Source organism: Intestinibacillus massiliensis, from assembly GCF_900155735.1.
In the GTDB taxonomy this organism is placed as follows: domain Bacteria; phylum Bacillota; class Clostridia; order Oscillospirales; family Butyricicoccaceae; genus Intestinibacillus; species Intestinibacillus massiliensis.
In genome coordinates this window covers 60246-76212 of sequence record NZ_LT707056.1, presented here as the reverse complement: position 1 = coordinate 76212, position 15967 = coordinate 60246, and the positions used below count along the sequence as shown (strand labels likewise).

Sequence of the window (15967 nt, the reverse complement as noted above, 5' to 3'; positions counted from 1 at the left end):
TCTCCGAAGCCCGGTCTGCCGCGGTGCGGGTCATCCCGCCGCGGCCGGTCCGGCAAGCAGGGTGGAAACCGGTAAAGGAGCGAGCTTTTTATGAAAAATATCAAACTGGGCGCGTGCGACTGGGGGCTCCCCGGCGCGGGGCTGTTCGCCCCGCGCATCGCGGCGGACTGCGGGCTGGACGCGCTTTCCCTGCGGATCGGCCTGTATGAGAACGATTACCCGCTGACCCGGCCGCAGCTCCAGCGGTACTACCTCGAGGAGCAGCAAAAGACCGGCGTCGAGTACTGCGCGATCGCGCTCAACGACTTCGACAACATCCCGATGCATGCCCGCGAGGGCACGAAGGAGCACGGCATCGTCTGGGACCTGCTGCCCCGCGCCGTGGAAACGGCCAAGGCGCTCGGCGTAAAGATCATCCAGGTGCCCGCCTTCGCGGAGAGCGAAATCAAGACCGACGAGGACCGCGCCATGAGCGCCAAGGCGCTGCAGTACCTGTGCGACGCGGCGGGCGAGGCCGGCCTGCGCGTGGCGACGGAGAACCTGATGGACAAGCGGGAGTTCGAGGCGCTTTACCAGGCGGTCGACCGCAAGAACTTCTTCCTCTATTTCGACAGCCAGAACTACCAGCTCTTCCGCGGCTATTCCGAAACCGCGATCCTGGACGGCCTGTACCCGTACATGTGCGACCAGCTCCACGTCAAGGACGGCACGGGCGCGATGAGCGGCGGCCTGCTCGGCACCGGCGATTCCGGCTTTGCGGACACCATGTCCTGGCTCGGCGCGCACGGCTACGAGGGCTATATCCTGCTGGAAAACTACTATGACCAGCTCCCGCTGCGCCTGCAGGCGGACGACCCGTACGACCTGCTGCGAGAGGACGTCAAAATACTAAAAGAAGCTGTTTCCAAAGCTTGATTTGCAGAAAGGGGCAAACATATTATGAAAATCGGTATTATCGGCGCGGGGCGCATCGGCAAGGTACATATTGAGAATATCGCGACGTATGTGCGCGAAATGGAGATCAAGACGGTCGCCGACCCGTTCATGAACGACGCGACCGAGGCGTTCTGCAAGGGCTACGGCGTCAAGGCCGTGTCCAAGGACCCCGAGGACATCTTTAAGGACCCGGACATCGAGGCCGTGCTGATCTGCTCCTCGACCGATACCCACGCGGACTTTATCATCCGCTCCGCGGAGTGCGGCAAGCACATCTTTTGCGAGAAGCCGATCGACCACGATATCGCGCGCGTCAAGGCCGCGCTGGCCGCCGTCGAGGACGCGGGCGTCAAGCTGCAGATCGGCTTCGTGCGCCGCTTTGACCACAACCACCGCGCGGTATACGACGCGGTGCGCGCCGGCAAGATCGGCACGCCGCATATGATCCGCATCAGTTCCCGCGACCCCGAGCCGCCCTCCATCGAGTACGTCAAGCGCTCCGGCGGTATCTTTATGGATATGATGATCCACGATTTCGATATGATCCGCTTCCTGGCGGGCAGCGAGGTCACCGAGGTTTACGCCAAGGGCGCGGTGCTCGTCGACCCGGCTATCGGCGCGGAAGGCGACGTGGATACCGCGATCGTCACCCTGGCCTTTGAGAGCGGCGCGATCGGCGTGATCGACAACAGCCGCCAGGCGGTGTACGGCTACGACCAGCGCCTGGAGGTCTTCGGCTCCGCAGGCGCGGTGCAGGACGAGAACGACATCCCGAACACGGTGGTCATCTCGAACGCGGACTGCACGCACTACGGCACGGCCTACAAGGTCATGTGGGATCGTTACACGCAGGCGTTTGTCGACGAGATGAAGGCGTTCGCGGACGCGGTCGTCAACGACAAGGAGACCCCGGTCACTGGCGTCGACGGCCTGTACCCCGTCCTGATTGCGGCTGCGGCCAAGAAGTCGCTCGACGAGGGGCGCCCGGTCAAGATTTTCGAAGTACAGTAATTCCCGGCGGGGCCGGCCGAAAGGCCGGCCCCTTTTTGCACCGGCTGCGGCAAGGGCGCGTTTTGCCCGCCCCCGCGGGGGATGGGCTTGCGGCCGCCGCCGGCGCGTGGTACGATCAGGGCAGGGAAACAGGAGGATTTTACAATGAAGCTGAAATTTGGTATGGTGGGCGGCGGCAACGGCGCGTTTATCGGCGCGTTCCACCGCCAGGGCGCGATTATGGACGACCTCGCCGAGCTGGCGGCGGGATGCTTTTCGCGCCGCTGGGACAAGAACACGGAATGCGCGGAGTCCTGGGGCGTGCGCGACATGTCGCGCGTCTATCACGATTATCAGGAGATGGCGCAGGCCGAGGGCGCGCGGGAGGACGGCATCGACTTCGTATCGATCGTCACGCCCAACAACACGCACTACCCCGCGGCCAAGGCGTTCCTGGAGCAGGGCATCCACGTGGTGTGCGACAAGCCGCTGACCATGACGGTTGCCGAGGCGGAGGAGCTTGCCGCGCTGGCAAAGGATAAGGGGCTGCTGTTCGCCGTCACCTATACCTACGCGGGCTATGCGATCATCCGGCAGGCGCGCGAGATGGTCAGGGCGGGCGCGATCGGCAAGCTGCTGCACATCCGCGCCGAGTTCCCGCAGGAATGGTTCATCGTCGCGCAGGCGACCGGCGTATCCGAGCAGGCGCCCTGGCGGCTGGACAAGAGCCAGGCGGGCGAATCGGGCTGCACGGCGGACATGTGCACGCACATCGAGCACCTTGTGTCCGCGATGAGCGGGCTGCACCCGGAGCAGGTGCTGGCGCAGTTTGATTTCTGCCTGGGGCACGTGCTGGAAAACAACGTCAATGTGCTCGCCAAGTACCCCGGCGGCGTGACGGGCACGCTGTGGGCGTCGCAGGTCGCCACCGGGCACGAGCTGGACCTGTCGGTCGAGCTGTTCGGCGACAAAGGCTCGATCCGCTGGACGCACAAGGACAATAACGCGATCTGGTATACCCCGGTCAACGAGGCGCCACAGTATATCACGATCGGCCGCGACTATACCTGCCCGGAGAGCAGCCGCCTGATGCGCGGCATCACGGGCGCGCCGGTCGGCTTCTCCGAGGCGTTCGGCAACATTTACCGCAGCTTCATGATGGCGCTCGCCGCGCACAAGGCGGGCACGGAAGACCCGTCCTACACCTACCCGACCGTGGACGACGGCGTCTGGGGCATGAAATTCATCCATGCCTGCCTGGAAAGCCACCGGCAGGGCAACGCCTGGGTGCCCCTGGGCTGACGCCCCCGGCCGTGCGAAGCGATATCACCGGCACCCCGCGGACGCACCGTCCGCGGGGTTTTTTCAAATTGTTACGTCCCCTTTGCTTGCATCTGTGCGCCGCTGCGGTATAATAAGCTGGTATAGGAACGGTTTTATCGATAGGAGACAGGGAGGGATTCGGATTGTCTAGATACGGCCCTTACGGGGGCAAACGGAAACGCAGCAAGATGCCGGCGCGGCTGCTGGCGGTGCTGCTCGCCGTTGCGGTCACGGCTATCGCGGCGGTGCAAACGGTGCGCGCGTCCAAGGCGGGCGGGCAAATCCGCGATTTGCAGCAGCAGGTGGATACGCTGACGGCGGAAAACAAGGCGCTTGCGGGCAAGGTGCCCGCGGTCCAGCTCACGAACGACAGCTTTGAGTACCAGTCCAAATACCCGGAGATGGTGGTGAAGGACGTGCCCGCGCAGGCCGCGGACGACAAAAGTGCGGTCTACCTGACCTTTGACGACGGCCCGTCCAAAAACACGGCCACCGTGCTCGACGCGCTCAAGGCGGCAAACGCGCACGCGACCTTCTTCGTGATCGGCAAGAACATCGCCGGGCACGAGGCGCTGCTCAAGCGCATGGTGGACGAGGGGCACACGGTCGCCATCCACACCTACGCGCACGATTACAAGGCGATTTACGCCTCGGTCGACGCGTATCTCGACGATTTCCAGAAGACATACCAGGCGGTTTATGACGCTTGCGGCGTTTACCCGACCATGTTCCGCTTCCCCGGCGGCAGCATCAACGGCTATAACGGCGGCCTGTACCAGCAGCTCATCGCGGAGATGACGCGGCGCGGCTTTGTGTATTATGACTGGAGCGTGTCCTCCGAGGATGCGGCCGGCAAGAAGCTGACGAGCGAACAGGTCGCGGCCAACGTCGTGGACGGCGTTTCGCGTTCCGGGCACCCGGTCGTGCTGATGCACGACAGCGGCGATAAAGCCGCTACGGCGCAGGCGGTGGCCTCCATCGTGCAGCAGCTTACCGCGAAGGGCTATACCTGCAAGGCGCTGGCAAACGACGTACGGCCGATTACGTTTGGTTATAAAATGCCAACTTAATACGGGATATGCCAAGGCGCGCGTCCCATCCCAGCCTCCGGGCTGGGATTTTTTTGCCCGCTGCCGGGACGTGCGGCGGCCGCGGCGGCGCAGGGCAACCTGGGGCGGTTTCGCGGCAAAATGCATCAAAATCTACTGCAAATTGTGTTCCGCCATTGTAATATTTGACGTTTCGCTATATACTGGTAATAGACTGGGGTTATCATGCGGGTGCGGCAAGCGGCTTGCCGCCGCAGGCGCCCGTATAGGGGAACGTCCCAAAGAGGGGGGAGCAGTACCGATGAGGAAAACAGTCCTCGTAGTGGAAGATAATTTGCTGAACCGCAGCCTGCTGTGCCAGATCCTGGCGGATGAGTATGCGGTTTTAGAAGCGGAAAACGGCCAGGAGGCGCTGGCGCTGCTGGGGCAGTATGGCGAGGGGATTTCCCTGATACTGCTCGATATCGTCATGCCCGTCATGGACGGCTATACATTTTTGAAGATCATCAAGGCCGACCCGGCGTACGCCGCCATCCCCGTCATCGTGACGACGCAGAACGATGCGGAATCCGACGAGGTGGCCGCGCTGTCCCACGGCGCGTCGGATTTTGTCGCAAAGCCCTACCGGCCGCAGATCATCCTGCACCGGGTGGCCAGCATCATCAACCTCCGGGAAACCGCCGCCATGGTCAACCTGTTCCAGTACGACCGGCTGACCGGGCTGTACAGCAAGGAGTTTTTCTACCAGCAGGTCAAGGAGGCGCTGCAGCGCAACCCGGGGCGGGAGTATGATATTATCTGTTCCAACATCGAGAATTTCAAGCTGGTCAACGACGTGTTCGGCATCCCGACCGGCGACCGCCTGCTGGCCGGCATCGCCGGCCTTTACCGGCAGGGGATGGACGGGCGCGGCATCTGCGGCCGCATGGGCGCCGACCAATTCGCCTGCCTGCTGGAGCGGAAATATACCTATACGGAGGAGGCGTTCCAGCAGGCGAGCGTGGACGTCAACAAGCTGCTGGACGTGCGCAACATCGTGATGAAATGGGGCATCTACCCCATCACCGACCGCAGCGTCCCGGTCGAGCAGATGTGCGACCGCGCGCTGCTCGCGGCGCGCAGCATCAAGGGGCAGTACGGCAAGTACTTCGCCCGGTACGACGATGCGCTGCGCGACCGGCTGCTCAAGGAGCAGGCCATCACGGACAGCATGGAAGCCGCCCTGGCCGAGGGGCAGTTCCAGATTTACTTACAGCCCAAGTACCGTATCCGCGACGAGCGCATGGTCGGCGCGGAAGCGCTCGTGCGGTGGGACCATCCGGAGTGGGGCTTCCAATCCCCGGCGGAATTTATCCCGCTGTTTGAGAAAAACGGCTTTATCACGCGGCTCGACCAATTTGTGTGGGACAAGGCCTGCGCCGCCATCCGGTCGTGGGACGACAAGGGGTTCCCGCCGGTCGCCGTTTCCGTCAACGTGTCCCGCGCGGATATCTATAACGCCGACCTCGCCGGTTTCCTGATGGGCACCGTGCGGCGGTACGGCCTGTCGCCCTTCCGCCTCCACCTGGAAATCACGGAGAGCGCCTATACGGAAAACCCCAAGCAGATCATCGACACGGTGCGCCAGCTCCGCGAACTCGGCTTTATCATCGAGATGGACGATTTCGGGAGCGGCTATTCCTCCCTCAATATGCTCAACGAAATGCCGATCGATATCCTCAAGCTCGATATGAAGTTTATCCAGAGCGAAACGGCCAAGCCGAACAGCCAGGGCATCCTGCAGTTCATCATCAACCTGGCGCGCTGGATGCACCTGAACGTGGTGGCCGAGGGCGTGGAGACCAAGGAGCAGCTTTGCCGCCTCGCCGAGATCGGCTGCGACTATGTGCAGGGCTATTACTTTGCCAAGCCGATGCCCGTCGCCGAATTTGAGGCGCTGCTCGCCGCGCAGGCAGACCTGCGCCTCGACGACCTGGACGAAGGCCTGCCGCCTTCTGCACAGGAGGGGCCGCGCCTGCTGGTGGCGGATGAGGACGCGGGCTACCGCGAGGAGGTGCGGCGCGCCTTCCGCGGGCGGTATGAGGTGGACGGCGTGGCAAGCTGCGAGGAGGCGCTGCAGTACATCCGCACGCATCCGGATACCGGCGCCGTGATCCTGAGCCTGACCCTGCCCGCCCCGGACGGCTTTACCGTGCTCGGGGCCGTGCAGGCCGATAAGTCCCTGTGGGACCTGCCCGTCATCGCCACCGCGCCGCCGGACGCTGAACTCGAGCGCCGCGCGCTCGGGCAGGGCGCGGACGACTTTATTTGCAAACCCCATTTTATGCAGAGCCTGCTCAAGCGCACGCAGGCCGCGATCCGCGCTGCCGGGGACAGGAAAAAGGTGCGCCTGTTACAGGACGCGGCCTTTGAGGACCCGCTTACGGGCGTGCTCAACCGCCGCGGGCTGGAGGAGTCCGTCAGCACCCTCGGCGAAAACGACTTGCCGCTTGCGGTGTACGCGTTCGACCTGGACGGGCTCAAAAACCGGAACCAGGACGCCGGGTACCTGCGGGGCGACCAGGTGCTCGCCTGGTTCGGCACGGTGCTGCGCCGCCACACGCGGGAGGACGATGTCCTGGCGCGCGTCGGCGGGGACGAGTTTTTGGCGGTGCTGCGGCAGATGCGCTCGGAGGAGGCCGCCGCCCGCAAGGGCGAGGAAATCTGCGCCGCCGTGCGCGAGTACGCGCCGGGGGACGGCGCGCCGGTCTCTTGTACCGCGGGGCTGGCCATGATGCGGGAGGGGGATACCATCCAAAGCGTGATACAGCATGCCGACCAGGCGCTGTACCAGGCGAAGAAGCGCAAAAAAGGCAGCATCATCCTATGGGGAGAAGAAACATTATGAGGGACGCAATAGAAGCAAAAGGGACCGCGCAGCTGCTGTTCCAGGCCTGGTTTGTGGAGCGGGACGTGCAAAAGGCCACCGCGTGCCTGTCTGAGGATATCCAGTTCATCGGCACGGGCGATAACGAGCACGCCTGCGGCAAAGCGGAAATGGCGCGCTACATTGCGGAGGACATCCGGCAGATTGCGGAGCCGTTCGAGATGGCGTTCACCATCCTGCATGAACAGGCGCCGGCGGAAACGGTGTGCGTGCTGTCCGCGGCGTTTACGCTGCGGAACCCGGTCTATAGCTGGCGGCTGCGCAGCGTGTTTACAATGGCCAAAGAAGGCGGGCGCTGGCTCGTGTGCAACCTGCACATCTCGGAGCCGGGCAGCAGCCAGCGCGGCCAGGAGCATTATCCCGATACGCTCGTGATGGAGAACCTCGCCCGCCAGCGGCAGGAGCTGCTGGACGAGTCGCTGCTCGGCGGGATGATGGGCGGCTACATCGAGGAGGGGTTCCCCTTCTATTTTATCAACCGCCAGATGCTTTCCTACCTCGGCTATGCCTCGGAAGCGGAGTTCGTCCGCGATATCGGGGGCATGGTTTCCAACTGCATGCATCCGGACGACCGCGCAAGGGTCGACCGGGAGGTCGAGGGGCAGCTTGCGATGGGGGACGAATACGTCGTCGAATACCGCATGAAGAAGCGCGACGGCGCCTATATCTGGGTGCACGACCTCGGGCGCAGGATCACGTCGGAGGACGGCCGCCCGGCCATCGTGTCGGTCTGCGTCGATATCACCAAGCAGAAGCGGGCGCAGGAGGAAGTCCTGAACCTTTACAATAATATTCCCGGCGCGGTGTTCCGCTGCCGTTTTGACGAGGATTTTTCCGTCATTGACGCAAACGACGGCCTGTTCGACTTCATCGGCTACAGCCGGGAGGAGTTCGCCGCCATGGGCAACCGGATGTCCGCCGTCATTTACCCGGAAGACCTCGCGGTTTTGACGGGCAAGCTCAACGCGCAGCTCCAGCACGGGAACAACATCCACATCGAAAACCGGCTGGTTTGCAAGGGCGGGCTGGTGCGCTGGATCTCGATCAAGGCGCAGCTGTTTGCCGGGGAAGACGGCGAGCGGTATTTTTACTGCGTGTTTGTCGACGTTACGGAGGAAAAGCAGCTACAGGAACGCATGCGCGAGCTGTACGAAAAAGAGCTGGCCTACTTCGCGGAGATGTCGGCCTCCGGCGAGAGCATCCAGGGGCGCGTCAACGTGACCCGGGACGAGATGGAAAACTATATTTCCTCGTCCGAGGCGGCGATCGCGCAGGTCGGCGCTTCCTACCAGGAGACCATCCGCAACCTTGCGGCCTCCGCGGTCGACCCGGCGTACGGGCAGAAGCTCCTCGGGCAGCTCAGCCGGGAAAAGGTGCTGGCCGACTATGCCGCAGGCAAGACGGATTACCGTTTTGATTTCCTGCGCCGCCGCAACGACGGCAGCGTCTTTTGGGGGCAGACCAATTTCCGCACCACGATGAACCCCGAGACCGGCGACGTGATCGCCTTCTTCTATACGTTCGACGTGACGGAGCAGGAGCTGCAGCACAAGCTCATCAACCAGCTTGTGGAACAGGATTACGACGCGATCGTCGAGATCGACCTTACGCAGGGCACCTGCCGGCTGGTCTCCTTCAAGGAGGGCGAAAAGGGGACGATCGTACAGCCGGGCGATTTCCAGGCGGAGATCCGGGCGATCGCCGGCCGCCTCATGGACGGCGTGGGGCGCAAGGAATACCTCGAAAAGCTGGACTATGCCTACATCAAGGCGCGGCTGGACAAGCAGGACGCGTATTCCTTCCTCGTGGAGATGCAGGATTTGCACGGCAGGCCACGCATCAAGCGGTTCCAGCTGTTTTACCTGAGCCGCGACCTCGGCCGGGTGTGCATGGCGCGCACCGACGTGACCGATATCGTGCACCAGGAGCAGCGCCAGAAGGACGAGCTTGCCGCCGCGCTGATCGCCGCGGAACAGGCCAACGCCGCAAAGTCGGACTTCCTCTCCCGCATGAGCCATGAAATCCGCACGCCCATGAACGCGATCATCGGCATGAGCACCATCGCCGCGCAATCGATCGGCGACGACGAGCAGGTCGAGGACTGCATTTCCAAAATCGGCATCTCCTCCCGGTTCCTGCTGTCGCTCATCAACGATATCCTGGACATGAGCCGGATCGAAAGTGGCAAAATGCTGCTCAAAAACGAAAAGATCCCGACGGAGGAGTTCATGCGCGGCATCAACTCCATCTGCTACGCGCAGGCGGCCGGGAAGGGCGTGGAGTATGAGTGCATCATCGACCCGGTGCTGGACGATTACTACATCGGCGACGCGATGAAGCTGCAGCAGGTGCTGATCAACATCCTGAGCAACGCGATCAAGTTCACGGGCGAGGGCGGCAAGGTCAGCTTTTCAGTCTCGCAGCGCACCAGGACGAAGAACGACGCGACGCTGCGCTTTGTCGTGAACGACACGGGCGTCGGCATGAGCGAAACCTTCCTGCCGCATATCTTCGAGCCGTTCTCCCAGGAATCGACCGGCACGACCGCCCTGTACGGCGGCACCGGGCTGGGGCTTGCGATCTCCAAGAACATCGTGGACATGATGGACGGAAAGATTACCGTGCGCTCTATCAAGGGGATCGGCACGGAGTTCACCGTGGACGTCAAGCTCGGCATCACCGAGGAGGAAAAGCTGCGCCACAACCAGAAAAAAATACACTATAACTTCTCCCACCTCAAATCGCTCGTGGTGGACGACGACGTCGCCGTGTGCGAGAGCGCCGTCGTCACCCTGCGGGAAATGGGCGTGTGCGCGGAATGGGTCGACAGCGGCCGCAAGGCGATCGGCCGCGTCAAGGAGCTCTGGGGCGAGGGCAGGTATTTCGATATGATCCTGATCGACTGGAAGATGCCGGAGATGGACGGCCTGGAGACCGCCCGCCGCATCCGCGCCATCGTCGGGCCGGAGGTGACGATCATCATCATCACCGCCTACGACTGGATTTCCATCGAGCACGAGGCCAAGCTCGCGGGCGCGAACCTGCTGATGAGCAAGCCGATGTTCAAATCCTCCCTGATCTCCGCGTTCACCCGCGCGCTCGGCGAAAAAGAGGAGCGCGCGGAGCAGGATAACGCGATGGACTTCGACTTTTCCGGCAAGCGCGTGCTGCTGGCGGAGGACAACCTGATCAACACCGAGGTGGCCGTCATGCTGCTGGAGGGCAAGGGCTTCGCCGTCGATACGGCGGAAAACGGGCTGCGCGCAATGGAGCGCTTCAGCAAGTCCGAGCCGGGCTATTACGACGCGATCCTCATGGATATCCGCATGCCCCTGATGGACGGGCTGACCGCGGCGGTGAACATCCGCCACCTCAGCAACGCGGACGCAAAGGATATCCCGATCATCGCGATGACGGCCAACGCCTTTGACGACGACATTGAAAAGAGCAAGGCGGCGGGGATGAACGCCCACCTGGCAAAGCCGATCGAACCGGAGCGGCTGTACCAGACGCTTTACGACTTTATTTTTGGAAAGGAGGGCTGACGGATGCAGGGCTTTCAAGAGACGTTTGAAGCATATGGCGCGGACTATGCGGCCACGATGGAACGCTTTATGGGCAATGAAGCCATGTACCTGCGCTTTTTGGATATGCTCTTCCAGGATGAAAACCTGTCGAAGCTTGGGGAAGCCCTGGACGGGGGCGACCTGCAATCGGCCTTTGCGGCGGCGCATACCCTCAAGGGCGTGGCGGCCAACATGGGGCTGACGCCCCTGTACGCCGCGGTCTGCGCGATCGTGGAGCCGCTGCGCGCGGGCACGCCCGGCTGCGCCTACGCGGCGCTGTACGCGGGCGTCCAGCAGGAATTCCAAAAGGTGCGCGGTCTGCGCGACGCATTAAAAGGGGGCGGTGCGGCATGATGTGGGAAAAACTCCCCTCTGCCGCCCAAATGGCGGCGGTGCTGGATGATGCGCCAGCCGCCATTTTGGTACGTGCGCGGGACACGCGGGAAGTGCTGTATTGCAACCGTGCCGCCGAGGCGCTGGAGGGCTGGGATACCCCGTGCCCGCCCGACCCGGAAGGCGGCGCCTATACGCGGGAATTCAGCCCGCCCGGCGGGACGCGCACCTACCGGGTGAGCGGCAAGCCGGCCGACTGGGGCGGCCGCCCGGCGCAAATCGAATTTATCGTCGATATCACGGCGCCCCGGCAGGGCGGCGCGCGGCTGGACGCGCTCCAGGAAACGCTGGAGCAGACGTTTAACAGCATCCCCTGCGGCCTGTGCGTGTACCGCGCGGACGGCGGCCGGATCACGCCCCTGTTCCACAACCCCGCGTTTTTCGAGCTGCTGGGCTGTTCGGAGGGGCGGGCTGACAAGATCCGCCGGGAGATGTCCTTTTGGGGCGTCCACCCGGACGACCTGGGCCATCTGAAGGAAGAGGTGGAGGGCCTGGTTATGGGCGGCGGCGTGCTGCGCATCACCTTCCGCATGTTTAACGAAAAGCGGGGCGAATACCGCCATATCCGCCTCGAAGGCTCGTCCAGCCTGCAGGGGGACGGGTCGAGGCTGCTGTACGCCGTGTATACCGATATCAGCGAACGCATGCGCCTGGAGAAGGAGCTAGCCGACGCGAATGAAAAGATGGAGGATATCATAAACGCCATCCCGGGCGGCGTGGCAATCTATAAGGTCTCGGATATCTTTGAGACGGTCTACTTTTCCGACGGCGTGCCGGAACTTTCCGGCTACACGGTGGAGGAATACCACGAGCTGGCCAAGGGCGACGCGGCGGTGATGACCTACCCCGCGGATACCGCCATGGTGGTGGGCAGGATACGCGAGGCCATCGAGCGGCATGAGGTCGCGGATTTCGAGTTCCGCAAGCTGCACCGGGACGGGCATATCGTCTGGGTGCACGTCCAGGCGCGGCAGATCGGCGAGGAGGACGGCTGCCCGCTGCTCCACTGCGTGTTCCATAACATCACCGCGCTCAAGGAGACGCAGTCCGAGCTTGACCACTTGGTCAATTCCATCCCGGGCGGCATCGCGAGCTACCGCGTGGAGGGCAAGCGGTTCATCCCGACGTATTTTTCCGACGGCGTGCCAGCGCTTTCCGGCCACACGCGGGAGGAGTTTGTAGGGCTGGTAAGGGACGACGCGCTCGACATCATCTATGAGCAGGACCGCCCGCGCGTGCTCGCGGCGGCGCAGGCTTCGGTGATAGGCGGCGGGGTGCTCGACGTATCCTACCGCATGCGCCATAAGGACGGGCGGCTGATCTGGATCCATTTAAACGGGCGGCGCATGGGGCCGCTTGCGGAAAGCACGCGGTTTTACGCCGTGTTTACCGGCATGTCGGCCGAGGCGCGCCTGTTCCAGGGCATTGCCAACGAGACGGCGGACGGCATCTATGTGATCGACCGGGAGAGCTACAGCCTGCTCTACGCCAACGAGGCGCGGCGGCTCTTCCTGGGGGGCGCGGAGTGCAGCGGGCAAAAATGCTACGCGGCGCTGCACGGCATGCCGTCGCCCTGCGCGTCCTGCCCCATCGGCACGTACGGCGCGGACGGCGAGGAGCATGAGATGCAGGTGGACGGCCGCTATTACAGCACCCGCGTGCGGGAAACCGACTGGAACGGCATCCCGGCCTACATCAAATATGTCCGCGACATCACCGACGAGGTCGGCATGCGCCGGGAGAAGGAGCGCCTCGACCGCTATTTCCAGACTATGGTCAAGAACCTGCCGGGCGGGGTCGCGGTCGTCTGCTGCCGGAAAACCGGCGAAATGGTACCGGAATTCCTGTCGGACGGGTTCGCCGCGATGACCGGCATGGCCCCGGGGGAGACCTGGGCGCTTTACCGCGGGGACGCGGGCGCAGGCATCCACCCTGACGACGCCGCGATGGTCAAGGGGCGCATCCGCGACTATATCGCCGCGGGCAAGGGGCGGTGCGAAATGGTGTACCGGCTGCGCCACGGCACGGACGGCTACATCTGGGTCAAGGTCAATTTCTCCATCATCCAGGACGAGGGCGAGGAGTGCCGCGTGTATGCGGTCTACCATGACGTGACCGAGGAGCGCGCGCAGCAGGAGCGCCTGCGCGCGCAGTACAAGGAACTGCTGATGCAGCATTACCGCAGCGCCGACCCGGACGCGTTGATCGTCGGCCACTACAATGTGACGCAGGGGCAGGTGCTGGAGATCATCGACCACACCGGTTCCGCGCTGCTCGAAGCCTTCGGCACGGGGGCGGAGGGCTTCTTTACCGGCCTCGCGGGCTGCATTTTGGAGCGGGACGAGCGCGGGGCCTTCCTGGAGGCATTCCTGTCCCCGCCGGGGGGCACGTGGGAAAACGGGGCGGAGACGGTGCAGAAGTGCTTTATCCGCCTGCCCGGGCAGGCGCGCGGCTGCTACGCGCAGTTCAAGGTCAACCTGGTGGAAACGCCGGACAGCGGCGACCTGATCGGCATCCTGACCGTGACCGACGTGACGGAGCAGACCATCACCGACCGCATCCTGCACCAGCTTTCCGTAACAAACTATGATTTCATCATCGACCTCGACCTGGAGCGGGACACCTATACGATCCTGGCTTCAAACGCCGCCGCGCAAAACCTGCCCGCGCAGCATGGCCGCCACTCGGCGCGCCTGCAGGAAATGGGGCGCAGCCTGGTGGTGCCGAGGGACCGGGAGCGTTACCAGCAGGCGCTGGAGCCGGGGCGCATGCGCCGCCGCCTGCTCGAGGAAGGGCCGTATACCTTCGCCTTCAGCATCGAGGCGGAAAAGGGCGATATCCGCACCAAGAACATCACGGTCTCCCCCGTCGACCTGCGGCTGGGGCGCGTGTGCCTTGTGCGCACCGACATCACGGACTCCGTGCGGGAGCAGCAGGGCATGCTGCATATCATGGCCTATACCTTCGAGATGATCGGCTTTATCGATATATGCAGCGACCGGCTGACCATGTACACGCGCCAGACCGTGCTGGAAAACCTCGCGCCGTATGTGGCGGACGGGTATTCCTCCCTGCTGGGGCAGTTCACGCGCAGCTACGTCCCGGACGGCGGGTTGGACGCGCGGGAGCAGTTCCGGCTGGAGGCCATGTGCGCGCGGCTGGAGGCGCAGCCCATGGGCTACGATTTCGTGATGCCATACCGCGGGGCAGACCCTTCGCAGGGCTTGCGGTACAAGCAGGTCAACGTGCTGTGGGGCGACGTCAACCGGCGGACGGTCTGCCTTGTGCGGGCCGACGTGACCGATATGCTGGCCGCGGAGCGCAGGGCCAAGCGCGAACTGGAAAAGGCGCTGTCGCTGGCCGAGGAGGCCAGCCGTGCCAAGAGCGACTTCCTTTCCGCCATGAGCCACGATATCCGCACGCCGATGAACGCCATCATGGGCATGACGGCGCTCGCGAGCGCCCATCCGGACGACCCCGCGCGGGTATCGGACTGCCTGCAAAAGATTTCCGTCGCGTCCCGGCACCTGCTCAGCCTGATCAACGACATCCTGGACATGAGCAAGATCGAGCGCGCCAAGATCACGCTCGGCCGGGTGCGCATCCTGCTGCCCGACCTGCTCGGCCAGCTCTCCGCGATCATGGAGCCGCAGGCGCGGGCGGCCGGGCTGCGGTTTGAAATCCAGGCGGGGGACGTGCGGCACGCCTGCTTCTACGGCGACGCGCTGCGCATCAACCAGATCCTGATCAACATCCTCAACAACGCCATCAAGTTCACGCCGGAGGGCGGCCGGGTCGATTTCCAGGTGGAGGAGCTGCCCGCCGTGGCCGGGGACGGGTATGTCCGCTATCGGTTCACGGTGCGCGATACCGGGGTCGGCATGCCGGAGGGCTTTATTTCCCACATTTTCGACCCCTTTACCCGCAGCCGCAACACCACGCGCGTCGAGGGGACGGGGCTTGGCCTGAGCATCACCAAGGGGCTGGTCGACCTGATGGGCGGCAGCATCACGGTGCGCNCGGAGGACAACGCCATCAACGCGGAAATCCTCTCCGAGCTGCTGCTGATGTACGGCGCGTCCTGCGACGTGCGGGGGGACGGCGCGCAGGCGGTGCGCACCTTCCTCGAGGCCGCGCCCGGCACCTACGACGCGGTGCTGATGGATATCCAGATGCCGGTCATGAACGGGTACGAGGCGACCCGCGCCATCCGCGAAAGCGGCCACGCGGACGCGGCGCGCATCCCGGTCATCGCCATGACGGCGAACGCCTTTGCCGAGGATATCCAGGCCTCGGCGGACGCCGGGATGGACGCGCATGTGGCGAAGCCCATTGATATGGACGTGCTGCAGGAGACGCTGTACCATACGCTCGGCAGCGCGGAGGGGTAACAGGGCAGGGGGCGCCGCAAAGAGGCCGGCGTCCCCTTTTTTGCCCAAAAAGCAGGGATGCAACCCGCGGTTGACAAAAAGAAACGCCCAGTTGGTGGCGCGGGCAGGATCGGGCGGGTACGCTGTAGGCGAAGGGAAGGCGGTGCTTTTGACAATGACGACAGGGGAAAAAATCGCGGCGCTGCGCCGCGCGCAGGGGATGAGCNCGCGGGCGCGCGGCGGCAAGCTGTACCTGGACGGCCGCGCCATGGTGGCAGCCTGGGCGTCCGACCCCGACGGGGACAGCGGCGAATCCCGCGTATGGCCGGTTTCCGGCACGGCCACGCTGTTTGCCGATGGCAAGGCGGTGGCCACGCAGGCGCTCGATTTTGGGGGCGCGGCCGATGGAGCCGC

Annotated in this window: 8 protein-coding genes; all 8 read left to right on the top strand. The window is 63.9% G+C overall.

Annotated features, from left to right (window positions below):
• Window positions 1-90 precede the first annotated feature (90 nt).
• The 8 genes from CZ203_RS05550 to CZ203_RS05515 all read left to right on the top strand — a co-directional run bounded on the left by CZ203_RS05550 (window position 91) and on the right by CZ203_RS05515 (window position 15574).
• Window positions 91-915 (top strand): sugar phosphate isomerase/epimerase family protein, encoded by an 825-nt coding sequence (locus CZ203_RS05550; RefSeq protein WP_087065163.1) that lies wholly within the window; start codon window positions 91-93, stop codon window positions 913-915.
• A 21-nt stretch (window positions 916-936) separates the two neighbouring features.
• Window positions 937-1947 carry an inositol 2-dehydrogenase gene (gene iolG, locus CZ203_RS05545; protein WP_087065162.1) on the top strand — a complete coding sequence of 337 codons (1011 nt, stop codon included), beginning with the start codon at window positions 937-939 and terminating at the stop codon, window positions 1945-1947.
• 144 nt (window positions 1948-2091) lie between these two features.
• Window positions 2092-3228, top strand: coding sequence for a Gfo/Idh/MocA family protein (locus tag CZ203_RS05540; RefSeq protein WP_159456382.1), 1137 nt, complete (start codon window positions 2092-2094; stop codon window positions 3226-3228).
• Window positions 3229-3392: 164 nt separating this feature from the next.
• Window positions 3393-4319, top strand: a complete 927-nt coding sequence (locus tag CZ203_RS05535; protein ID WP_143436142.1) for a polysaccharide deacetylase family protein — start codon at window positions 3393-3395, stop codon at window positions 4317-4319.
• A gap of 280 nt (window positions 4320-4599) precedes the next feature.
• Window positions 4600-7185, top strand: coding sequence for an EAL domain-containing protein (locus CZ203_RS05530; protein ID WP_087065159.1), 2586 nt, complete (start codon window positions 4600-4602; stop codon window positions 7183-7185).
• Entirely contained in the window at window positions 7182-10769 is a 3588-nt protein-coding gene (locus CZ203_RS05525; protein WP_087065158.1) for a response regulator, read from the top strand. Before CZ203_RS05530 ends, CZ203_RS05525 begins: the two co-directional genes overlap by 4 nt.
• Before the next feature lie 3 nt (window positions 10770-10772).
• Window positions 10773-11144, top strand: coding sequence for an Hpt domain-containing protein (locus tag CZ203_RS05520; protein ID WP_087065157.1), 372 nt, complete (start codon window positions 10773-10775; stop codon window positions 11142-11144).
• Complete coding sequence (locus tag CZ203_RS05515; protein WP_087065156.1) at window positions 11141-15574, top strand: PAS domain-containing protein; 4434 nt, start codon at window positions 11141-11143, stop codon at window positions 15572-15574. The genes CZ203_RS05520 and CZ203_RS05515 overlap by 4 nt, the downstream gene beginning before the upstream one ends.
• The last annotated feature ends 393 nt before the right edge of the window (window positions 15575-15967 follow it).

Excerpts from the sequence above, each read along its gene's own strand:
- CZ203_RS05540 (WP_159456382.1), top strand. The coding sequence starts at position 2,092 with ATGAAGCTGAAATTTGGTATGGTGGGCGGCGGCAACGGCGCGTTTATC.
- CZ203_RS05525 (WP_087065158.1), top strand. The coding sequence starts at position 7,182 with ATGAGGGACGCAATAGAAGCAAAAGGGACCGCGCAGCTGCTGTTCCAG.
- CZ203_RS05520 (WP_087065157.1), top strand. The coding sequence starts at position 10,773 with ATGCAGGGCTTTCAAGAGACGTTTGAAGCATATGGCGCGGACTATGCG.
- CZ203_RS05550 (WP_087065163.1), top strand. The coding sequence starts at position 91 with ATGAAAAATATCAAACTGGGCGCGTGCGACTGGGGGCTCCCCGGCGCG.
- CZ203_RS05530 (WP_087065159.1), top strand. The coding sequence starts at position 4,600 with ATGAGGAAAACAGTCCTCGTAGTGGAAGATAATTTGCTGAACCGCAGC.